The sequence below is a fragment of the Algoriphagus algorifonticola genome (genome assembly GCF_007655305.1).
GTDB lineage: Bacteria > Bacteroidota > Bacteroidia > Cytophagales > Cyclobacteriaceae > Algoriphagus > Algoriphagus algorifonticola.
Genome location: NZ_VLOG01000018.1, coordinates 5432 through 25914 on the forward strand (window position 1 = coordinate 5432; position 20483 = coordinate 25914).

A 20483-nucleotide genomic window follows, 5' to 3' on the forward strand; every position below is an offset into this window, starting at 1 on the left:
CCCGATAAATCGGGGTAGGGCATTCCATCTGACCTCTAAAAATCAAAATATAAACAGATGAAAAATAAGTGATAGATGATTTTTTGAGTTGGCTGAACTCTTGAGCCTTTTTCTATATTAGTAAAGAAAGTATTTTTGACTATGACCATTCAACAACTCGAATACCTAATAGCTGTGGATAAACACAGGCATTTTGGCCAGGCAGCTGAGTCTTGTTTTGTAACGCAGCCAACTTTGAGTGCTCAACTTTCCAAATTGGAAAACGAGCTTGGAGTTATACTTTTTGATAGAAGTAAAATGCCTGTTATTCCTACTGAGATTGGAGTGCAGATTATCGCTCAGGCGAAAAAGGTGGTATCTGAAAGTAGAGGCGTTTTGGAGTTGGTGGCTCAGCTGAAGGGTGATATTTCTGGTACTATCAAATTGGGAATTATTCCAACCCTAGCACCTTATCTTTTGTACCGATTTGTGAGGAGTTTTCTGGAGAAGTATCCCAATGTCAAGTTGGATGTTCAGGAAATGGTTACCGAAGAGGTGGTTAAAAGACTGAAAAACGATGAACTGGACATGGGTATTATTGTGACACCACTCGGGGAGTCCGGGATTGTGGAAAAACCCATGTTTTATGAAAAGTTCTATGCTTACCTATCCAAAAATCACCCTCTATTAGCACAAAAAGAAATAAAGGCCAACCAAATTAAATCAGAGGAGCTCTGGATTATGCAGCAGGGGCATTGTTTCAGGGATCAGGTGATTAATTTTTGTGATCAGAGCACTAGCGGGCATCAAAATTTCCATTATGAGAGTGGATCCTTGGAAGGCTTAAAAAATATGGTCAATCGCTATCAGGGAATGACTCTGCTTCCGGAGTTGGCTACGTTTGAATTATCTGATGAGGAAAAGTCAAGATTAAGACCATTTGAGGGACTCCCACCGACTAGGGAAGTGAGTATTATTCTAAATAGAAGTTTTTTGAAACAAAAACTGGTGGAACTGCTGTACAATGAAATAACAGAGGCCATCCCACAAGAGATGACCTCAAAGGCCCATGGCAAGATCGTCCGTTTTAAGTAATTATTCTTTCTTCAGAATATACCTTTGAGCAAGATCGCCCTTGATGACATTTCCCTCATTGTCCAAATGCCAAATTTTGCCTTCTCCTACCTTGTATCTTCTTGAAGCTTCCCCTAATCCTGCAAGTGTGATTTCGCTTCCTTTTTCATCCCAAACAAATGGGCCTGTGTAAGACTCTTCCAATGCATCATTTTTCCCCAAATAGGACGCTTTGTATTCATAAGTCCCATTGGCAGAAAGTGTGATTTTGGTTTCTATTCCTTCGCAGTTTGCACAGGGTAAAATACCCCTGTAGGTTCCTTCCCAATCTAAAGAGTTTTGAGAGTTATCTCCTGATTCAATAGGTATTTCTATTGCATCTGGAAAATCTCCCATAGCTACTTGCCCCGTTTCATCTTCTGATTCAGAATCAGAGAACTCCTTTTTTTCTTGTTTTCCACAGGAAATTAGACCCAAAAAAATGAGTGGTAGGACTAGTTTTTTATACATAGTTTCATCGTTGAAAGTGATTGGGTAATATGAAAATTTCTACAAATTTTCTAAATAAGCACCCGATGCTATTCCCTGGAATGGCTTTTTAATTGCTAAAATTTATTCCGCTGAGAGGGATTTGCTCCTGCTTCCATACCCAACAACCAGTATAGTTGTCAATTGCTTGCTTTCAAGTAGCTCAGCTTGTTTTTTGTCCAAGTCAGCAAGAATCGAGTTACCCATATTTTCATAGAATGCTGCTCTTTCTTTATAATAATTTACGAAATAAGGGTTTTCGGCAATTTTTCTGTTCAGCCTTTCAAGAACACGGGCTGCAGACTCTGATCTTTCTGGGATATAAAAGCCGGTTTTTTCCGTTCCCGCTAATTTAAATTGAACCGTCAGTAAATATTCCTGCCCAAAGTATTCAGGACCTACCAAAGCAGGGCCACCTTGAGCAATTAATTTGTCAAAGGTTCTTGTTACCTCCTCTTCAAGCATTTTGTTTCCTGCTACTAGCATTGGGCTTTGTTTCAATTTTCCACTTTCATCAAATTGAATAACAAATGTTACTGGCCCCTCAATGCGCTCCGACCTCAGTTCACTACCATATTGGAGATTTTTGGACATGAATTTATTAAACTCCTGGGTTCCTTCTGAATTTTGTGCCATGCTCCCTAATGAAAAATTCAAGAGAAAAATGGATAAAATAAGTAGCTTTTTCATGTTAATTGAATTTGGTTGCGTATGAATTTAATAATCTAACGCAGCAAAACCTATTAAGTTAGTACCTGTATCAAAAAAATAATTAGGAAATTAAGATTTTTAGCTTTTTGCCAAATATTATTTTGATACTTTCCATCACTTCCTGATTATTAGCGCCTTGAAAAGAACTTAACTCTTAAAAAGTCTGTCCGGAAATCTGTCGGGTGCTGGTAACTCCAAAAACCTTAAAAGACAGGGAAGAAATAATACTGCTTTCCAGATTTTGAGCTTTTAAAAGATCTGCTGTTGCCTCTTGTTCTTGTCCCAGTTGCCGGTGTATTTGGGAGCGAAACCTTAAAAATTCCTGGTCGAATGGATAGTCCTGAACCAATCTATTGACAATTTTAAATGCCTTCTCAGGTTTATTTTTTTGCACGTAGCGGATTGCACGATTTTTATTTGATTCCTTTTCCTCGCTCAACATTTCAAAACTAAAAACTAGGAGATATTCCTGATTTAGATCTTTATCATCTACAATGATCGGATTCCAATTTTTTTGAGCAGCCTCAAATCCTTTCAGAACTTCCTTATTGAAAAAAGCTTTGTCTTCCTGATCAAGGCGGTAACTATCGATTGCACCTGTAGAATCAAATTTCAAGGCCAAACTCACATAACCCCCGGTTTTACTTCTTAATGCTTCCCTTGGGAATCGCATTGATTGATAGAAGCCTCTCTCCCAAGCTCTTTTGGCTTCCAATTTTAGAAGAGCGTTGTCCTGTCCAAATGCCGAGGTCAAAGAGAAAAAAAGAAGAATTCCTAAAAGTTGTTTCATTTCGAGAGATTTTACTGATTCGCGATAATAAGAAGTTCAACTAAAAATAAAAAATGTGTAAAACTATTAATTCATTAGGGTCAAATGATCTCAGGAGACCATGGGGCCATGATGATCATTTAATACTTTTATGGTTAGCTAAACACCAAACTGAGTAAGGTGATGATCCAAATGTTTGTAAAACAAATTATTCCATTCCTGAGCGGTCATGGGCCCGAAAGAAGGTGATTCTTTTCCTTCAAAATGATCTTCGCCGAATTTTTGAGTTTTCCGTAAATAAGTAATCAATTGATTCTTTTCTCTTTCAAAATCTCTTCTATCTGAAATAATGAAAACAGGTGCTGTTCGGGCATTTCTAGGATAAGGTTTCTCATTGACCACCCCATTTTTCACAAAAGTTTTGAGCAAAAAGCGCATCAAAGCATTGGGTTTGGGATGCTTATCTGTGAAGGCCATTTCGTATGCAACCGCACAATGTGCCAGCATTTGATCAACTTTCATTTTACCCCATATTGGTTGAGTATCGGGATTTAATCGGTTGATTCGGTCGATTAGCTCTTCGGTAATTTCCGCTTTGAAAATGTTTTTCATCTGTTTATAACTTGTTTTTTATAGATCAGATGGAATGCCCTACCCCGATTTATCGGGGCATCCTCCTCCCTATCCGCCGCGGCGGACGGGACAAGTTGTGTGAGATTTTTCCTTACCGGCATTTCATGTGCTGTTAGGGTCTGAATTTTAAGCAAGTAAATCAATTATTTTCTCTCTAAAAAAATAATTATAGAATGGTTTATAAAATAAACCTATTTATATTTGTCTCGAAGATCAATTATCTGACACTATGGAAAAACAACTTTCAGGTTCTGAATCGCTCCGGATTATAACGGAGATGATTTCAAATGCAAAAAGAGAAACAGCCGGGGACGGTGGGTTTCAAATGCTCTTATGGGGCTGGGTGATAGCCTTGTGTAATTTTGGCCATTATATACTATTTAATCTTGGCTATGAATATCCTTATATCGTATGGTTGTTAGTGGTGCCTGCTGCCTTTATCAGTTTCTGGAAGGGTATGCAACTATCAAGAAAAGCAAGGGTTAAATCTCATATTTCTGATGTGATCAACCAGCTTTGGATTACGGTATTCGTGGGGATTATCATCATCCTGGCTTTTATGCCTATTATTTCCTTCAATCAAAACCCTATCATTTTGATTTTGGCGGGTATTGGAATGTTTGTAACAGGAGCTTTGATTAAAGCTAAAATCGTCAAAGGCGGAGGTCTATTATTGCTGGTTGCGGCAGTAATCAGTTTTATGTTGCCGGTTTCAGAACAGTATTTACTGTCCGGTTTTGCAATCCTTTTGGGTTATCTTGCACCCGGATATTACCTCAAAAAACAGTATCGTGAGCGAGTTTAAGCCATTAGATCCTCTATTACATTCACAGTTGCGGCTTGCAGTCATGTCCCTTCTTTTAAGTGTGGAAGAGGCGGAATTTACCTTTATCAAGGAAAAGACAGAATCCACTGCGGGAAATCTTTCTGTACAGTTGGATAAGTTGGAAAAGGCAGGCTATCTGGCGATCGAAAAATCATTTCGTGGCAAAAGACCTTTGACTACCTGCAAGATTACTCAGAAAGGTGTGAAGGCCTTTGAGGCGTATGTGGAAAATCTTAAAAATTATATCAGCTAAAAAAATTTCTTTATTCAGTTTATAATATAAACCAATTTACAAATGAAAAATCTAACTCAAATTCTCAGCTTGATTTTACTTAGTCTAGGGATTTCAATTCATGCATTTGGACAGCAATATGAATTAAATCCGGAAATTCAGGAAAAGATGAAGGCGCTTTCCTTTTTGGAAGGAAAATGGGAGGGGTCTGGATGGATGATCTCACAGGATCAAAATCGATATACCTTTGAACAAACAGAGGAAGTAAAATTCCAACTTAGTGGGACACATCTTCAGATAGAAGGAAAAGGAGTTTCGGACGGGAAGGTGATTCACCATGCTCTTGCCATGATCAGCCCAAAAACGGGAGAAAATAAATTCGAATTTTCCTCCTACCTACAGAGTGGCCAAAAAGGAACTTTCAAGGCTGAAATGAAAGAAGGGAAATTTTATTGGTTTCCAAATGAGCAAGTCAGATACATTATTACCCTCAATGAAAAAGGGCAGTGGTTTGAAATCGGTGAATATAATATGGGAGACCGTTGGATTCAGTTTTTTGAGATGACCTTAGATAAGGTTGAGTAAAAAGATATGAGGCTGTCTCATAAATAGCTCTAGTGTCAGCCTGAGCGCCTGCCTGACGGTAGGCAGGGAGTCGTAGGCCATTTATATCGTTGTGGCCTACATTTCGACTTCGCTCAATGTGACATATTGCACTTTTGAGACAGCCTCTTTTTTAAATAGTAAGCATTTCATTTTCAGGAGAAGAACTTGTATGGTTTACAATCTCTAATTCCTTTTCAGCTATTTCCGTTAATTTCTCCCTTTGAGCATAATAATTAATCAATCTCCAAGTGAAAAAGTAGGCAAGGATATCTACCCCAAAGCTTACAATAAGTAGCTCAGTCATATGGATTAATTCATCTATATCTTCAGCCTGCATTTTCCACAAAATTCTTCCCAAAATCATAGCAAGCAAGAAAAATGTCCACCACGGGGCAAGAATTTTATTGGCTTGAGTAGGAACAATCACCCCTGTCTTTTTTAAGTAGTTGGCGCTTTCCTCTATCATTTCTTTCATGATTACATAAGGCCTAAAGAGGTTTAAAATTGGAACAAACCAAGCACCGGCAGCCCAACCTTCAGACAATTGGAGGTAATTGAACTTTTGGTGGAGATTGAAATAGGCTCTTCTATACCACATGATAAATAGGATCATAAAAGCGATATATAGTCCAATTAAAGTAATCCCAAATAATTGATCAAAGTGATCAATCAACTCTGCATCCATTTGATAAAAATCCTCTCCTCTTTTAATTTTAAACAGAAAGTTTAATTTGAAAACATTAAAGCCTATTCCAATTACGGAAAAGAAAATATATAGTAGCGACACCCTTTTCGCCCAATCTGCACGACTAGCGTTTGATCTAAATTTTTTCATAAAATCAATCTAAAATCACTTTTTCATTTTTAGGATACTTCACCTCATATTGAAATCCTAGTTTTTGTTGAGATCCAGGAGGAACTGTGATTTGCCAGGAAATGATTCCAGTATCGCTGTCTAATTTTCCGCCGGATAGTTCAATGGCAGATACAGATATGTTGGAGTTCACCGAAACAGGAATTTGATCCTTCACTTCTATACTGATAGCTTGGGACTTATTATTTCTAAGGGTAATTTCATAACCCCTGGACTCGGTCACATTGGAACCAATGGTTCTTTTCTTGGTAAAGCTCTCCACTTTCTCCCTCTGCACAACAATGCTTCTATCCCTTCCCATCGATATAGCCAATGTATCTTCCAGAGCTCCGGCATTTAGGATAGATCTGCCGACAAAGCCATCTTCAAAATATAAATTGCTTTCACCTTCTAAGAAGCTATACTGACTCCAATCTGCCAGCTGAGCAATCAAGAACACATCCTTATCCAGCTTTGGAATGACCTTATACTGATAAGTTGCCGGGATATCATAATTTTTCAAATCAACTAAAGTCCGCTCTCCATTGGTTTTGATGGTGTAGGGTTCGTTTACGGTAATTTCTACAGTAGTTTGATTTTCTTGGAAGGTGGTTTGAAGATTGATAGAAGATGCAAGGCTTTTCTTGTAACTAGTAGCTCCTCTAACTGTGACTCCAGCTGTTCTTCCATTTAGTTGTTCATTTATTCCACCTACCACTACCTCTTCCAACATCGTTGCTTCTTCTATCAAAGAAACATTTACTGTGGGCCGATTTGTAATAGGAACTTCTTGAGATTGAAAGCCAACAAATGAAAACATTAAGCTTCCGGCTCGAGGAGGAATGGTTAAATTATATCGCCCGTCCAAATCGGTAGAGGTACCAACAGTGCTGCCTTTGACCAATACACTCACTCCCGGAATAGGTTGTCCGTCGCTTGCACTCACTACCATCCCGCTGATAGTTCCATTAAAAGGCTGTGTATTTCTGGGTTGGAATACGGTTAATCGGGCATAATTCAAGTCCCAGCGATCGATCTGTGGCGCCACACCGCTCTGATTGGGATTCCCGTTGGAGAAACGCAATTTTACTTGATTCCAATCCACCCCGGTATTTTGATATACCTCCGCTTTGTAATTGATGGCCATTGGCGAATTCACATTTTTGACACGCACATCGTATTTCGGATACCATCCTGCATTGGCAACCAAATAATTGAACTCCAACTGCGCATTACCTGCAGATGGGGCCTTGACACGAACCCGGATTTCGCTTTTGGATTCTTGCTTACTTTCCTGAATGGAGCGAATTTGATTTTCTAACTGCCTAATCTGTACTCTTTTCTCAGCCCTTTTCTGGTCCAAACTCATTTGTTCTGTTTTGATTTTCATCAATTCGGTATCATAGAGTTCTAGTGCTTGTCTGAATTCGGCAGCTGTTGGGCCTCCCTGATTTCCGCGTAGATTTTTATTGGCATCCAGCAGACTGATTTTTTCCTTTAAAACCTCCAGGCGGAGCGCATCCTGCTGCATGGAGATATCCAATTTGTTGATTTCTGCCTGCAATTTTTGAACAGTCTCACTTTGGTCTTTCTCTGACAAAAAATCCATTCGCTTATTTACCGCTTGAATGGTGAAGTTGCCAAAACCTTTGACTTGAATGCTTTTCTCTTCCAAATAGGGGGAGAGCCCTTTGATAATAATGAGGGATTCTCCTGCGGGAATGCTGGTCTGAGCCTTTTCAAAAACCTGAGCTCCATTTAAGAAAAGCGTGACCTCCTGGATTCGAGATTCGATTTTTTTCTCGGGAAAACCTTGGGAAAAGGAATGAAAGATCAGAGAGAAATAAAGAAGGGTGAAAAATGAATACTTCATAGCTTTTTAAATTTTATGAAAAGAAATAAAAAAATCGTTCTCCCCAAAAGATCAATTGATAAAAATTCTGGTGACTGAAGCAGGGTTTCTTATTTTTGCCCAAATTTTAATTATAAAGAATGACTTTATTTCAATCCATTATTATCGCGATAGTCGAAGGCTTGACTGAATTTTTACCTGTTTCTTCCACCGGTCATATGATTTTAGCCTCTGCAGCCATGGGAATTCATGACGATGAGTTTGTGAAGACTTTCGAAGTTTTCATACAGCTAGGGGCAATTTTGGCCATTGCCTTAATGTATATCAAACGCTTTTTTCGATCGCTGACGATTTATTATAAATTACTGGCTGCATTTATTCCTACCGCGATTGTGGGTCTTTTGGCTTATGATTTTATCAAAGGCTACCTTTTCAATCCTGTAGTAGTTTCTGTTTCCCTGATCTTGGGTGGGATTATTTTGATTTTCATTGATAAAAAAGTAGTAAGCCAAAAAGCCACTCACGTGGACGTGGAGGATATTTCTTACAAAAACGCCTTCTTTATTGGCCTATTCCAGTGCCTATCCATGGTTCCGGGGACTTCCCGGGCTGCTGCCACGATCATTGGTGGAGTTTTCAATGGCTTGGATAAAAAGCAAGCAACGGAATTTTCCTTTTTACTAGCTGTGCCAACCATGATGGCTGCGGGAGGCTATGATTTGATCAAATCGGAATTGGTATTTACCCAAGCCCAAATTGTAATGTTGGCTGTGGGCTCAGGAGTAGCATTTATTGCTGCATGGATTGCGGTGAAGTTGTTTTTGAAATACGTTTCCAGCCATGGTTTCACTGCCTTCGGATGGTACAGAATTGCCTTGGGTGTACTTTTCCTGATCTTTATGTGGGGTACGGATTTAGGGTGATTTTCCTTCGGATTTTCACAAGAAAAGACCTTCCAGGTTTTCAAAACCTGGAAGGTCTGGTTTTTTGGGCACACTATTGTCCTTTTTTCAAAGTCTAATTTGATTTCTGTTTTTTTTAAAAAAGGTCTAGATCCGCCCCTACATGGCCCGCTTCATTTTTGTCCTTTCGTATTCCGACTCTTTTTCTTCTTTTGAATCCAAAATATAAACCGCGAATCTGATCGATTTGGGCCGTTTTTCATTGTCCTCTGACTTGAGAAAAACACGTCCAATTTTTACTGAGCCGCTTGGTTTATGTTGGATTCAAATTTGAAAGACATGAAGATCCTGGATTATTTAAAATACTTGGGGTTAGGTGCACCTTGGCAGATCATGCCTCCTTTTCTTGCGTTCCTTATTTCACTAGGATTTCTCTCATACCTATTCTTCAAAGCACATTTGGATCACAAACTTGATTGGAAGAAGCAGGAAGATGAAATGAAAAAGTGGGAATTCGAAGCTAATACGAATTTCAAGGGAAAAAGAAAACCGCCTTCCTAGCTCTTATCTCAGCAGGTAATAAAACATCGCCCGGACAACTGCGTCCATGGGTTCAGCACCACTGGCCCAAGCATGAAGCTGTTTCTTTGAGATGCCTGTCTCTTTAGCAATTTTGTCTAGGGAAATCCTTTGCTCACTCAACTTCCAACTTACTACCTGCCCCGTCATTTCTTCAGCAGGGATTTCCCTGTAGGGAATAGGTCGTGCGTATATCGAATGAAAAGGAAAGTACTTTTTGAAAAGCGTTTTAGCCAAATCTGACAGTTCTTTTCCTGATTTTTGGCCTCCATCTGGCAGCTTGCCTTGAGTCACTCGCACAGTCAACTCAAAGGGGTCAGCCTCCAAAATCCGAAACTGAATCTTTTCCAGGTCCTTTAGCTGATCAACCTCTTCTGCAAAATCGGCCAAGACCGACTGTTCTGCCCATTGTATGGCCAAATCGATTTTGCCGACTTTGATAAAAACTCTTGACTTCATTTCCGCTGTTTCAAAAAAGAAAAGTAGTACTAAATTTTATTTTTTTCCTATTTTTACCCAAACCCATTTTTCAAAATATATGCCCACGCTGCACTGGATAGGCAAGGAAAAAGTCATCAATCACCATCAGGAAGTGCCTTATCGGGTACTCGAGAAGCAATACGAGTTCAACACGGAATCGGGCTCCTCCGAAAACAAAATCATCCAAGGAGACAACCTCGAAGCACTCAAAAGTCTACTGCCCGAGTATGAAGGCCGCATCAACTGCATCTACATCGATCCGCCCTACAACACCGGCAATGAAAATTGGGTCTATAACGACAATGTCAACCACCCCAAAATCAAAAAATGGCTGGGCGAGACCGTAGGCAAGGAGGGGGAAGACCTCAGCCGACATGATAAGTGGCTCTGCATGATGTATCCCCGACTTAAGCTATTGCATAAGCTGCTGGCTAAGGAGGGTTCATTTTGGCTATCAATTGATGATAATTCAGTAGTATTCGCAAGAACAATCCTTGATGAAATTTTTGGGCCGTCGAAGTTTATTGCTACTAATGTTTGGCAAAAAAGATATTCACGGGAGAATAGAGGATCAATAGGTGATTCTCATGAATATATTTTAGTTTATTCAAAAAACCCTGAAGCATTCAAAATGCTCCGGAACAAAGTTCCTATTGACGAAAAACAAAAAAAACTTTATAAGAATCCGGATAATGATCCTAAAGGACCTTGGCAATCAGTTTCATTAACAGCTCAGGGATATAGACCTAACCAAATGTATTCTATCGAAGGTCCAGATGGTAAACTCCATTTCCCACCTGAAGGAAGATGCTGGGGAATTCTTGAAGAAAACTATTTCCAACTAAGAAAAGCCAATAAAATTACTTTTGGGCAAAACGGAAAAGGTGTTCCCAGGTTGAAAATGTATTTAGAGGATGCAGAAGGATTAGTTCCATGGACTTGGTGGCCACATGAAGATGTTGGCCATACAGATGAAGCCAAAAAAGAAATGCATTTGTTTTTTGAAAAGGATGGAGCCTTTGACACGCCAAAACCAGTAAGGCTTATCAGGCGAGTTTTAGAAATAGCTACATCAAAAAACTCCATTATCCTCGACTCCTTCGCCGGTTCGGGAACCACTGCCCATGCCGTTCTGAATCTGAACAAAGAAGACGGAGGCAATCGGAAGTTTATTCTAATAGAGATGGAGGACTATGCGGACTCCATCACCGCTGAGCGGGTACGGCGGGTCATCCAAGGCTATGGCAGCGGCAGCAAGGCGGTAGAAGGTACTGGAGGAGATTTTGGCTTTTATGCCCTAGGCCCAGCGCTCTTCGATACCGAGGGAAATCTCAATGAAGCTGTGCCGATTTCTGAAATATTATCCTACATCTGGTACTCCGAGACCCGGACGAAGTGGACTCCACCCGTCGATCATGCAGATCGCTACTACCTCGGGAGTTTGGAAAATACGGCCTACTACTTCATCTACGATCCGGACAGGCTGACTACGCTGGACTTTGAGTCACTATCAGCTTGGTTCACGCAGCCCGCCGAGCAGTACATCTGCTATGCGGACAATTGCCTCCTACCCGAGGCGCTGATGCAGAAGCACCGCATCATTTTTAAGAAAATTCCACGAGACATTACCCGTTTTTAAGCATGGAACTCAAGCCCTACCAACAGCAAGTCATCGCCGATCTTCAGTCTTTTTTGGATTCCATCCAAGTCCACAAGGATATCCGAAAGGCATTTGATACCTATACGGAAGAAAAATGGGGACTCTACAATCCGCTGGACGGGACAGGAATGCCCTCGTACAAGCATACCATTCCCCACGCCGCCAACGTCTGCATCAAGGTACCGACGGCAGGAGGAAAGACATTTATAGCGGTCAATGCGCTTCGGACGATTTTCGATGCATTCGATACTTTGCATCCCAAAGCGGTGGTGTGGCTCGTTCCTTGGAGTAACCTTCTCGATCAGACAGTCAACAATCTCAGCAATCCAGACCATCCTTACCGACAAAAGCTCAATGCTCTTTTCAATCATCGGGTGCAGGTATATGAAAAAAAGGACTTGCTTCAAGGCTCCAATTTTAATCCGACAGTAGTTTCTGAGCAGTTGACCATCGTGGTAATGAGCTTTGCCTCGCTTCGTGCACGCAAAAAGGAAGACAAAAAGGTTTATCAGGAAAACGGCCAGTTGGCTACGTTTGCAGCACAGTATAAAGATGATTCCCATCTCCTGCCCGATACTGACGAGACCGCCCTCATCAATGTGATCCGCAGCCTAAATCCGGTAGTGGTCGTGGATGAAAGCCACAATGCCGAGTCCGAACTCAGCGTGGACATGCTGAAAAATCTCAATCCCAGCTTTGTCCTTGACTTGACAGCAACGCCGAAGAACAATTCCAATATTGTTAGTTTGGTACCTGCCATTTCCCTGAAAAAAGAACACATGGTCAAGCTGCCGGTCATTGTCTATAACCATCCTGACAAGACGGAGGTGATCAGTTCGGCCTTGCATCTTCGACAGAAATTAGAAGGCTTAGCTATCGAACAGCGAAAAGCTGGAGGAAAATACATCCGACCGATTGTGCTCTTTCAAGCACAACCCCGTACTTCGGAGGACAATACCACTTTTGAAAAGTTGAAAGCGCAATTGGTTAGTTTGGGAATTGCAGATGAAGAAATAAAGATCAAAACTGCTGAAAAGGACGAATTGAAAGGGATAGACCTGATGTCTGAGACTTGTCCTGTTCGGTACATCATCACAATCAATGCTTTGAAGGAGGGCTGGGATTGTCCCTTTGCCTACATTTTGGCTTCACTCGCAGACAAGTCTTCGGCGGTGGATGTGGAGCAGATATTGGGTAGGGTACTTCGACAGCCTTACGTGATGAAGCATGCCCATGCCTTGCTCAACATATCCTATGTGTTGACTGCTTCGGCCAAGTTTCACGATACCCTTCAAAATATCGTCAAAGGGCTGCAAGCCTCGGGCTTCAGTGACAAGGACTATCGCAAGCAGGATGTGATGCCTGAGTTAGTGAAAACACAGGTGATCCAAAAACCCTTGGAAAACTTTCTGTTTCCTGAAGATTCAGCATCAACAGAAGAGGAATCTATTGATGTCAACCGAATTCAATTTATTTCAGGAGAGGTTCAAGACAGTGCCCAGCCTGCTTTTCATTCGGTTCGCGAGATTGAAAAAATGGCGACAGAAGAAACGGCACTTTTAGATCAAGAAATTCAAAAACTTAAGGGGGACTATTCAGACCTTCCTTTATTGGCAGATATGGGAGAAAAAATCAAAACCGCCCAGATAAGAGAAGCATTTTTAGAAAATGTATCCACGCTTCAGCTTCCTCAATTTCATTTAAAAGTGACAGCGAATGCACTTTTTGGAATTGGAGAACAGGTATTACTCAATCAGGAATCCTTATTGAAGGATTTCAAGCTGAGCAAATACGACACGCTGATTGATTTTGAGCAAATTCAATCAGATCTTTATAAGGTTGATATTCAGGAGGCGAAGAAAAATGAATATACCCCTAGCTTCATGAAAATAGAGGATCTTCAAATCAAGGATCCATTAGTCGATTACATTTTAGCCAGACCAAAGGAGAAGCAAATCCAAGAGATCGCGTATCAATTGATGTGCACTATAGGGAATTTATATCCGATTCCCGAACAGGAGATCAAGCTGTATCTCCAGCGAATCTTGGAGGGGATGACCCAAGAACAGCTGCGGGATATTTTAGTGAGGAGACTGTCCTATTCGGATCGGATCAAAGCAAAGATTAAGTTGCATGCTGATAAATACGCCGAGGAGCAGTTTGAAAAACAGGTAACTGTAGGAAAAATAGAAACAATCCCATCTTGGAAATTTCCTGAAAGACTTATTCCAGGCAAGCCCGGCCCTTCTATAGCCAAATCCCTTTACGATACCGAAGGCGCAATGAATGGATTTGAGATTAAAGTAATTTCAGAAATTGCCGGGATGCCTAACGTGCGATTTTGGCACCGCAACCAAGTCAAAGGTCGAGGCTTTTCGATCAATGGATTTAAGTCAAATCATTATCCAGATTTCATTATTTACACGGAATCGGGGAAGGTTATTGTCTTGGAGACTAAAGGAGATGATCGGGACAATAGCGATAGTGAAGCTAAATGTAGATTGGGTAAAAAATGGGCAGAATTGGCAGGAAAGCAATATCTCTACATGATGGTTTTTGATCAACGGGAAGTGGCTGGGGCGTACTCTTTTGATCAAGCTAAGGGATTGATTAGGGAGATGTAAGAGATTGTTAAAGTTAGAAACCTTTTAGAATTTGGAATAGTTTTTAATGTATAGATTATAAAAATATTCTTTAACTTAAGATCAATTTTTAATTTATGGGAAAGCAAAATAAAATCAAATTCAAATACATATTCGAGGATGATTATAATCCAAAGTATGTAAATGGAGCATTTGGGGGAATTAGTCCCCAAGGTGAGATTGTGATCAATTTTTATTTGGAAAGGGTGGCCTTACCTCGTTCTCAAACTTATACATTCAAAGAAGGGATGGTTTTGAGTGAACTCACTGAAGAACGGGAACCCGGTGACCATGATACTAGTGTTGTAAGATTTGTCGAAAACGGAATAGTGTTAAACCTTGCTCATGCAGAAGATATCCATAGATGGCTAGGGGAACACATTAAAAATTTAAAATCTAATCAGAAGAAAAATGTCTGAAGTACTCGATTCTTACTACGCAACAAGTCAAAAGACAAAGAGAATTCCAGGTCAAAATATTTGGTCTATGACATCTTTGGCTCAACCTAGATTAGATTCCGGGTTTCTTCTTGTGATACATTCCAATGATTCTTCTCATGTTAGTCATGATTTAAGATCAAATATTCAAAAATTAGAAGGATTCAAAAATTTAGGATTCGATTGGAATGGAAATAAGGCGGAACCTTTTTCTGAAGACTTGATTGAAAAAGCTAAATCAGTTCTATTTACTTTAAATGTACAGCCAGAGGTATTTCCAACTGCGAGAAAAAGTATTCAATTCGAATACGAGAAAGAAAATGGTGATTATTTGGAATTCGAAATTTTTGAGGATTCTGCTAAGTTTCTTCAGGTAATTAATGAAATAGAATCTTCGAACAAAATAGATTGTTCTAATATTTTTTATAAGGTAAATGAATTTTATGGAGAAGGATTTTATCAAAGATGAAGAAATACTTTATAGGGCGGTAAAGTCGTATTCAAATTGGTGGAAAGAAAAGGAAAATAGACCAAGTTCTGCTGCATTCAAAGATTCAAGAGGAGTATCAGTTGATAGAGATTTTGGAAAAGAAGAATCTGATATTGTCAGAGGTCTCAAAAAAAGATTTGAAGTTAAGGCAGTAGTAAAAATAGAAACTTTGTTTTGTAGAAAGATTGGTGCTAAACCAATGCCTAAGCCAATCCCGAAAATTCCAGAGCACGCAGAAATACATCGATCTGATACAATTATTGAATTAACAAGTTCTCAAGCTAGAAGTCTTGCAAAAAATTGTAAGATAGTCTTCAGTGAATAATAAACCCTCCCCAGAAATAGCTGAGGAGGGTTTTTACTATTTGGAAGTTGAGCCAACTTATCTCGAAGAATCAATCTTATTCTTGTTTTTCACATATTTTTCCAACCAGGTATTCATTTCATAAAGTGTATGCAAGATGGATTCCTTTGCTGCATAGCCATGGCTTTCATGAGGTAAGAAAACCAGTCGGGCAGTAGCTCCATGACCTTTCAAAGCATTGTAGTAGCGCTCAGACTGAATCGGAAATGTTCCGGAATTGTTGTCAGCCTCTCCATGAATCAATAGAATCGGAGTTTTTACTTTATGTGCAAATGAGAAGGGAGACATATTGAAATATACCTCCGGTGCTTGCCAGTAAGTACGTTGCTCATACTGGAATCCAAAAGGAGTAAGCGTACGATTATAAGCACCACTTCTGGCAATACCTGCTGCGAATAGATCTGTATGAGATAGCAAATTTGCCGTCATGAAAGCACCGTAGGAATGTCCTCCAACTCCAACTCTATTTCGGTCTCCGATTCCCAGTTCCACGATATGATCTATTGCTGCTTCTGCATTGGCTACCAACTGCTCTATGAAGTAATCATTAGGTTCTTTATCTCCTTCACCTACGATAGGCATCTCCGTCTGATCCATGATGGCATATCCCTGAGTCACCCAGTAGATTGGAGAGCCCCAGCTAAGTCTAGTAAATCTGTATTTGGATCCTCTTACCTGAGAAGCAATTTCAGCAGATTTATATTCTCTCGGATAAGCCCACATCAAGACTGGTAATGGAGCATCTTTTCCAGGGGTAAATCCTTCTGGAGTATAAATGACAGCTGAAAGATCCAGTCCGTCCTTTCTCTTGTATTTCACCAATTGCTTGTTGATTCCTTTGATGGATTCGAAAGGATGCTCAAAATTGGTGACCTGTAGTGGAGCAATTCGCTTTTTGGTGTTTACTAACCAATAGTTGGGCTGGATGTCAGTACTTTCTTTGACAGTAATAAATTCAGAACCCTCTTCATCCAAAAGTTTCACCACTCTTTCATAGTAAGGTGCCTGTGATCTCCAGAGGATATTTTGCTCTTTAGTTTTAGCATTGAAAGTGGATAAGAAAGGCATACTTCCTTCCGGGCTTCCACCTTCTGAAGTCATGAAAAGCAAATCACCTTTTCTTAATAATACATTTCTACCGTACTGGTTTTCGGTGTACATAGGGTCTCCCGGATCATTGTAGATGTCATCATAAGAGCGGTCAATGATGGTTCTTTTCGCCTGAGAAGGGTTTGAGGGATTGATCACCGATCTGATTTCTCTCCTGGCGCCAAACCATCTTTCATTCAAAATCGCAAAATCATCTGTAGACCAAGCTATACCTCCAAATCGAAGGGAAGTAGTGGCTAGCTTTTGCTTTTGACCAGTAAAAGGAGCCGATAGGGTATAGACTATTTCACGCTCCTCCATTTTTACTTTACCATCTCCACCGTCTTGAGCTTCTACCCAATACAGAATCGCAGGTTTATCCGCTCTCCAGTTGATGCTTCTTGGTCCGGTAACAGTAGCATCAAATCCGGTAGGTCTTTCTTCATCCAAAGGAATTTCAGCCAGTGTTTTTACTTTTTTTCCTTCCTTGGACCAGATTTCTACATCATAAGGGAACCTGGAAGCAGGAACTAAATAAGAAAATGGCTTTCTAATGACATCAACCAAGATGTAAGATCCATCCGGAGAAAGGTCAAATGATTTAATCATTCCGCTGGCTCCTACTGCTTTTTTGCTGCCGTCCAATCCGACCAACATCATCTGCGAATCCATGAAGTAGGCAAACAAAGCCTCATCATAAGGGTTGCTCAACAAATCTTGGTAGGTTCGGGATGGTGCGGCATTTCCGCTTGTTTCTTGTACGACTGGACCAGCCGGTGCAGCCGGTGCTTTGGGGATGGATCCTCTACCAGGATTCACTGCTTTGATCAAAATCTGATTATCAGGTGTCCATGTCATTACGTTCCCATAGACATCATTCAGAATGGCATCTGTTAATTTCTTTGCTTCGAAATTACTCATGTCTACCACCCAAAGGCTAATTCCGTTTGCCTCCGTATTAGTGAATGCAAGATATTTTTCATCTCTGGAAAGGGCCAATCCTCCTATAGAGGCTTTTTCGGGAAGTCCCTTGATCTGGATTTCCTCACCGCTTCGGGTCATTTTTATTTTGATATTTTCCACTCCTCGGCTTCGGCTTGGTCCTGAAGTAGCAGGATTGATTCGCATTCCAGCGATTCGTAGTTCCGGCTGAGCCAATTCTTCTATGCTAGGATTATCAGCTCGCTCCAAAAGCATCATCCAATCTCCATTCTTTGAGAATGAAACCGAAGGAGTACTGGGTGCATTGACCAAGTCCGCGATTGCCTGTGGAGGTGTTTGATAGGTAGTTTGGGAAAAAGCAGGGAAATTCAATCCCATGTATATTCCCAAAACCAACAGGGGTAGTTTTCTTTTAAGGTTCATATTCTTGCAACTTGTTTTTTTGAAGTTACACCTAGAGGATATAGGATCTATCAAATTCTCAACCAAAGGTAAATTTGGTGTTTTAAGTGATCCATATGGAGATAATTGTACATAAGAAGCAATTTCCCGCATTCCTAATTGAGTTTGGTCTAATTATCTTTGAAACACTTACTTAACTCATTCCTGACTATGAAAAAATCCCTATTTACCCTATGTCTTATTCTAATTTCCGGTTGCTTGTTTGCCCAAAAAATTAAAATCAGTGGAGGACTTAATTATTCTGATGTCAGTTCCTCTGAGGATGTACTGCGTGGAAATGCCGGTTGGCAAGCAGGCTTGGGAGTAGAATTTGGAGAAGGAAAAATGTATGTGGAACCTGGTCTTTTCTACGCTGTAAAAAAACTGGATCTTTCAGGTTCATCTTCACCCAATCTGGATGCTACATTCCCGGATTTGAAAGGCTTGAGAATTCCCGTTAATTTGGGGATTTATCTTGCTGGAAATTCAGAATCTAAACTTGCTTGGAGAGCATTTGGAGGACCTTCTGTGTTTTTTCTCTCCGAAAAAAATGAAGCGTATGCAGAAGACATTCAATCCACTAATTGGGGAGTTTTTGCGGGCACAGGGCTCAACCTTTCGATTGTCTTTATAGACTTAACTTATGAATGGTCCGTGAATGATATCTCTACCCAATTTGCCACCATAGACTTTGGAAGAACCAACGGGTTTTTCGCACAGGCTGGTTTGAGGATTGAGCTTTAAAAGCTAGCCGATAGAAGCCATATCAAAAAATGCCTTATTAAAATAGCATGACTATTCTATTTCCTGCCAGTAGGAAGAAAACATGAATTAGTATCAGCCCAAAGGATCGGCCTAGATCTTCGGGCGCCTGTACTGAACGAAGCAAAAGTATCCCATCGGTTAAGCAAAGAAAATACGGTAAAGCCCCGACTACGGATCATCAAATTAAATGCATAAAAAAAGCCCTGAATCTTTTGATTCAGGGCTTAAATTTTTATTTGGAATAAGGTTTATTTACCTCGCTCACCGATGGAAATCATTGCACATCTAAAGCCAATGTGGTTAGTGGCAGAGTCCTGATGCATAAATCTTCTTGTTCCTGGAGCTAGCCAATAAGTAACATCTCTCCAGCTTCCTCCTTTATAAACTCTCATTTCGTCAGTAATCATTGATACCTCATAATTAGATACGTCATCGCCGTATCCATCTTTTCTCAATGGGTTCAAATCATCTGCATCTTGGTAAGTCAATGGACGGTAAACATCATATACCCACTCGTTCATGTTTCCAGCCATGTGATACAAGCCAAAATCATTTGGAGCCATATCATACACGTTCGTTGGAAGGATCTCACCGTCATTTCTTTGGTTACCAGATATACCTCCATAGTCACCACGACCTCTTTTGAAGTTTGCCAAGAAATCACCTTGCTTACCCTTACGCTTTACATTGTATGGGTTTCTTACCCCTCTTCCGTCCCAAGGATAAATTCTACCGTATTCTTGATTTTCGTCCAAATATTGCGTTCCAATCATGGCTTTTGCAGCATATTCCCACTCAGCCTCACTTGGCAGACGATAATCAGCCAAAGCAACTCCTCTTTCGATTAATTGAGTTTTGGTAAAAGTAGAGTCCAAGCCTCTTTCTTTTCTAACTAACTCCTGCACGTAGTCTGTTCTCCATTTAGCGTAGATGTTAGCCTGAGACCAAGAAACTCCCGCAACCGGGTAAAAATTGAAACCAGGGAATCTGAAATAGTAGGATTGGTACATGTCATTGAAAGACAAAGCTCCACCCCATACATCATCTTTAGGTTCTAACTTCTTCAATGAGTCAGCGCTTACTTTTTTCTTCATGTCGAAAAGGAACTCACGATAATCATTGTTTGTGATTTCGGTTTCGTCCATGTAGAAGTTGGCAACCGTGACAGTTCTTTCCAAGTTGTCTCTGAAAGCCATCACATCCTCTTCTTGAGAACCTAATACGGCTCTACCTCCTTGAATGAATTTCAAGTTGGGGCCAGGGATTTGTTCGGCATTTCTGGCTACGAAAAAGTTGGTCGAATCTTGTTCATTAAATGAAAATTCCGCACCGGTTGTAGCACTTTTCTTTCCGGGCTTATTGGCAGTTCTTCTACCGTAGCCGGGAGTTTTGTTACAGGAAGAAAGCACAGAACCACCGACGATCATCAGTGCTGCAGCCCACATTCCCCATGATTTGTTACTGAAACGCATATATTCTAGGAGTTTAAATCTAGTTTAAGAGTGCTAATATATAGTCAATCCTAAGTACTTCCAATGATTTGAAAATTTGTTATTCTCTCAGTTTGAGCCAAAAAAGCCCGAAATCGGGAGAATCCTGCAAATTTCTTGTGCAAAACTGCAATATTTA

Annotated in this window: 21 protein-coding genes; 12 read left to right on the top strand and 9 right to left on the bottom strand. The window is 40.3% G+C overall.

Going from position 1 to position 20483, the window contains the following annotated elements:
* Nucleotides 1–141: 141 nt before the first annotated feature.
* Nucleotides 142–1074 (top strand): hydrogen peroxide-inducible genes activator, encoded by a 933-nt coding sequence (locus FL972_RS03400; protein ID WP_144603605.1) that lies wholly within the window; start codon nucleotides 142–144, stop codon nucleotides 1072–1074.
* Here FL972_RS03400 and FL972_RS03405 read toward each other — a convergent pair whose 3' ends face one another.
* From FL972_RS03405 to FL972_RS03420, 4 genes are all read right to left on the bottom strand, one after another.
* Nucleotides 1075–1563 carry a copper resistance protein NlpE gene (locus FL972_RS03405; RefSeq protein WP_144603607.1) on the bottom strand — a complete coding sequence of 163 codons (489 nt, stop codon included), beginning with the start codon at nucleotides 1561–1563 and terminating at the stop codon, nucleotides 1075–1077.
* Nucleotides 1564–1665: 102 nt separating this feature from the next.
* On the bottom strand, nucleotides 1666–2271 hold the full coding sequence (locus FL972_RS03410) for a hypothetical protein (RefSeq protein WP_144603609.1): 606 nt from the start codon (nucleotides 2269–2271) through the stop codon (nucleotides 1666–1668).
* Nucleotides 2272–2446: 175 nt separating this feature from the next.
* Nucleotides 2447–3082 carry an energy transducer TonB gene (locus FL972_RS03415; RefSeq protein WP_144603611.1) on the bottom strand — a complete coding sequence of 212 codons (636 nt, stop codon included), beginning with the start codon at nucleotides 3080–3082 and terminating at the stop codon, nucleotides 2447–2449.
* A 138-nt stretch (nucleotides 3083–3220) separates the two neighbouring features.
* The gene (locus FL972_RS03420; protein ID WP_144603614.1) at nucleotides 3221–3673 is read right to left on the bottom strand and encodes a DUF1569 domain-containing protein; all 453 of its coding nucleotides are present in this window, start codon (nucleotides 3671–3673) and stop codon (nucleotides 3221–3223) included.
* Nucleotides 3674–3923: 250 nt separating this feature from the next.
* Between FL972_RS03420 and FL972_RS03425 the strand changes: the two genes are divergently transcribed.
* Genes FL972_RS03425 through FL972_RS03435 form a run of 3 tightly spaced genes read left to right on the top strand, consistent with a single transcriptional unit; the run spans nucleotide 3924 to nucleotide 5337 of the window.
* Nucleotides 3924–4499 carry a hypothetical protein gene (locus FL972_RS03425; RefSeq protein ID WP_144603617.1) on the top strand — a complete coding sequence of 192 codons (576 nt, stop codon included), beginning with the start codon at nucleotides 3924–3926 and terminating at the stop codon, nucleotides 4497–4499.
* Complete coding sequence (locus FL972_RS03430) at nucleotides 4486–4773, top strand: winged helix-turn-helix domain-containing protein (RefSeq protein WP_219957496.1); 288 nt, start codon at nucleotides 4486–4488, stop codon at nucleotides 4771–4773. The genes FL972_RS03425 and FL972_RS03430 overlap by 14 nt, the downstream gene beginning before the upstream one ends.
* A 42-nt stretch (nucleotides 4774–4815) precedes the next feature.
* A complete protein-coding gene (locus FL972_RS03435) occupies nucleotides 4816–5337 on the top strand; it encodes a hypothetical protein (RefSeq protein WP_144603619.1) in 522 nt (173 codons plus the stop codon).
* Nucleotides 5338–5488: 151 nt separating this feature from the next.
* On the opposite strand, the gene FL972_RS03440 is transcribed toward FL972_RS03435, so the two are convergent.
* Together FL972_RS03440 and FL972_RS03445 are read right to left on the bottom strand one after the other, a co-directional pair.
* On the bottom strand, nucleotides 5489–6193 hold the full coding sequence (locus tag FL972_RS03440) for a DUF4328 domain-containing protein (protein ID WP_144603621.1): 705 nt from the start codon (nucleotides 6191–6193) through the stop codon (nucleotides 5489–5491).
* 4 nt (nucleotides 6194–6197) lie between these two features.
* On the bottom strand, nucleotides 6198–8084 hold the full coding sequence (locus FL972_RS03445) for a mucoidy inhibitor MuiA family protein (protein WP_144603624.1): 1887 nt from the start codon (nucleotides 8082–8084) through the stop codon (nucleotides 6198–6200).
* Between the two features lie 119 nt (nucleotides 8085–8203).
* On the opposite strand from FL972_RS03445, the gene FL972_RS03450 reads away from it, so the two are divergent.
* The gene (locus FL972_RS03450) at nucleotides 8204–8986 is read left to right on the top strand and encodes an undecaprenyl-diphosphate phosphatase (protein WP_144603626.1); all 783 of its coding nucleotides are present in this window, start codon (nucleotides 8204–8206) and stop codon (nucleotides 8984–8986) included.
* A 318-nt stretch (nucleotides 8987–9304) separates the two neighbouring features.
* Entirely contained in the window at nucleotides 9305–9526 is a 222-nt protein-coding gene (locus FL972_RS03455) for a hypothetical protein (protein ID WP_144603628.1), read from the top strand.
* Nucleotides 9527–9529: 3 nt separating this feature from the next.
* Here FL972_RS03455 and FL972_RS03460 read toward each other — a convergent pair whose 3' ends face one another.
* A complete protein-coding gene (locus FL972_RS03460) occupies nucleotides 9530–10003 on the bottom strand; it encodes a hypothetical protein (RefSeq protein WP_144603630.1) in 474 nt (157 codons plus the stop codon).
* 79 nt (nucleotides 10004–10082) lie between these two features.
* On the opposite strand from FL972_RS03460, the gene FL972_RS03465 reads away from it, so the two are divergent.
* The 5 genes from FL972_RS03465 (at nucleotide 10083) to FL972_RS03485 (ending at nucleotide 15578) form a co-directional block, all read left to right on the top strand.
* Entirely contained in the window at nucleotides 10083–11663 is a 1581-nt protein-coding gene (locus FL972_RS03465) for a site-specific DNA-methyltransferase (RefSeq protein ID WP_144603633.1), read from the top strand.
* Nucleotides 11664–11665: 2 nt separating this feature from the next.
* Nucleotides 11666–14308: a DEAD/DEAH box helicase gene (locus tag FL972_RS03470; protein ID WP_144603635.1), complete on the top strand. Its 2643-nt coding sequence runs from the start codon at nucleotides 11666–11668 to the stop codon at nucleotides 14306–14308.
* 95 nt (nucleotides 14309–14403) lie between these two features.
* Nucleotides 14404–14745 carry a hypothetical protein gene (locus FL972_RS03475; protein WP_144603637.1) on the top strand — a complete coding sequence of 114 codons (342 nt, stop codon included), beginning with the start codon at nucleotides 14404–14406 and terminating at the stop codon, nucleotides 14743–14745.
* Nucleotides 14738–15232, top strand: a complete 495-nt coding sequence (locus tag FL972_RS03480; RefSeq protein WP_144603640.1) for a hypothetical protein — start codon at nucleotides 14738–14740, stop codon at nucleotides 15230–15232. The genes FL972_RS03475 and FL972_RS03480 overlap by 8 nt, the downstream gene beginning before the upstream one ends.
* On the top strand, nucleotides 15207–15578 hold the full coding sequence (locus FL972_RS03485) for a hypothetical protein (RefSeq protein ID WP_144603642.1): 372 nt from the start codon (nucleotides 15207–15209) through the stop codon (nucleotides 15576–15578). Before FL972_RS03480 ends, FL972_RS03485 begins: the two co-directional genes overlap by 26 nt.
* A 57-nt stretch (nucleotides 15579–15635) precedes the next feature.
* On the opposite strand, the gene FL972_RS03490 is transcribed toward FL972_RS03485, so the two are convergent.
* Nucleotides 15636–18071 (bottom strand): prolyl oligopeptidase family serine peptidase, encoded by a 2436-nt coding sequence (locus tag FL972_RS03490; protein WP_144603644.1) that lies wholly within the window; start codon nucleotides 18069–18071, stop codon nucleotides 15636–15638.
* Between the two features lie 189 nt (nucleotides 18072–18260).
* Between FL972_RS03490 and FL972_RS03495 the strand changes: the two genes are divergently transcribed.
* Nucleotides 18261–18833: an outer membrane beta-barrel protein gene (locus FL972_RS03495; RefSeq protein ID WP_144603647.1), complete on the top strand. Its 573-nt coding sequence runs from the start codon at nucleotides 18261–18263 to the stop codon at nucleotides 18831–18833.
* A 269-nt stretch (nucleotides 18834–19102) separates the two neighbouring features.
* Here the strand turns inward: FL972_RS03495 and gldJ are convergent, their stop codons facing one another.
* Complete coding sequence (gene gldJ / locus FL972_RS03500) at nucleotides 19103–20326, bottom strand: gliding motility lipoprotein GldJ (protein ID WP_091651916.1); 1224 nt, start codon at nucleotides 20324–20326, stop codon at nucleotides 19103–19105.
* Nucleotides 20327–20483 lie beyond the last annotated feature (157 nt).

Coding starts and splice junctions, on each gene's coding strand:
- FL972_RS03400 (WP_144603605.1), top strand. CDS start 142: ATGACCATTCAACAACTCGAATACCTAATAGCTGTGGATAAACACAGG.
- FL972_RS03405 (WP_144603607.1), bottom strand. CDS start 1,563: ATGTATAAAAAACTAGTCCTACCACTCATTTTTTTGGGTCTAATTTCC.
- FL972_RS03410 (WP_144603609.1), bottom strand. CDS start 2,271: ATGAAAAAGCTACTTATTTTATCCATTTTTCTCTTGAATTTTTCATTA.
- FL972_RS03415 (WP_144603611.1), bottom strand. CDS start 3,082: ATGAAACAACTTTTAGGAATTCTTCTTTTTTTCTCTTTGACCTCGGCA.
- FL972_RS03420 (WP_144603614.1), bottom strand. CDS start 3,673: ATGAAAAACATTTTCAAAGCGGAAATTACCGAAGAGCTAATCGACCGA.
- FL972_RS03425 (WP_144603617.1), top strand. CDS start 3,924: ATGGAAAAACAACTTTCAGGTTCTGAATCGCTCCGGATTATAACGGAG.
- FL972_RS03435 (WP_144603619.1), top strand. CDS start 4,816: ATGAAAAATCTAACTCAAATTCTCAGCTTGATTTTACTTAGTCTAGGG.
- FL972_RS03440 (WP_144603621.1), bottom strand. CDS start 6,193: ATGAAAAAATTTAGATCAAACGCTAGTCGTGCAGATTGGGCGAAAAGG.
- FL972_RS03445 (WP_144603624.1), bottom strand. CDS start 8,084: ATGAAGTATTCATTTTTCACCCTTCTTTATTTCTCTCTGATCTTTCAT.
- FL972_RS03450 (WP_144603626.1), top strand. CDS start 8,204: ATGACTTTATTTCAATCCATTATTATCGCGATAGTCGAAGGCTTGACT.
- FL972_RS03455 (WP_144603628.1), top strand. CDS start 9,305: ATGAAGATCCTGGATTATTTAAAATACTTGGGGTTAGGTGCACCTTGG.
- FL972_RS03460 (WP_144603630.1), bottom strand. CDS start 10,003: ATGAAGTCAAGAGTTTTTATCAAAGTCGGCAAAATCGATTTGGCCATA.
- FL972_RS03465 (WP_144603633.1), top strand. CDS start 10,083: ATGCCCACGCTGCACTGGATAGGCAAGGAAAAAGTCATCAATCACCAT.
- FL972_RS03470 (WP_144603635.1), top strand. CDS start 11,666: ATGGAACTCAAGCCCTACCAACAGCAAGTCATCGCCGATCTTCAGTCT.
- FL972_RS03475 (WP_144603637.1), top strand. CDS start 14,404: ATGGGAAAGCAAAATAAAATCAAATTCAAATACATATTCGAGGATGAT.
- FL972_RS03480 (WP_144603640.1), top strand. CDS start 14,738: ATGTCTGAAGTACTCGATTCTTACTACGCAACAAGTCAAAAGACAAAG.
- FL972_RS03485 (WP_144603642.1), top strand. CDS start 15,207: ATGGAGAAGGATTTTATCAAAGATGAAGAAATACTTTATAGGGCGGTA.
- FL972_RS03490 (WP_144603644.1), bottom strand. CDS start 18,071: ATGAACCTTAAAAGAAAACTACCCCTGTTGGTTTTGGGAATATACATG.
- FL972_RS03495 (WP_144603647.1), top strand. CDS start 18,261: ATGAAAAAATCCCTATTTACCCTATGTCTTATTCTAATTTCCGGTTGC.
- gldJ (WP_091651916.1), bottom strand. CDS start 20,326: ATGCGTTTCAGTAACAAATCATGGGGAATGTGGGCTGCAGCACTGATG.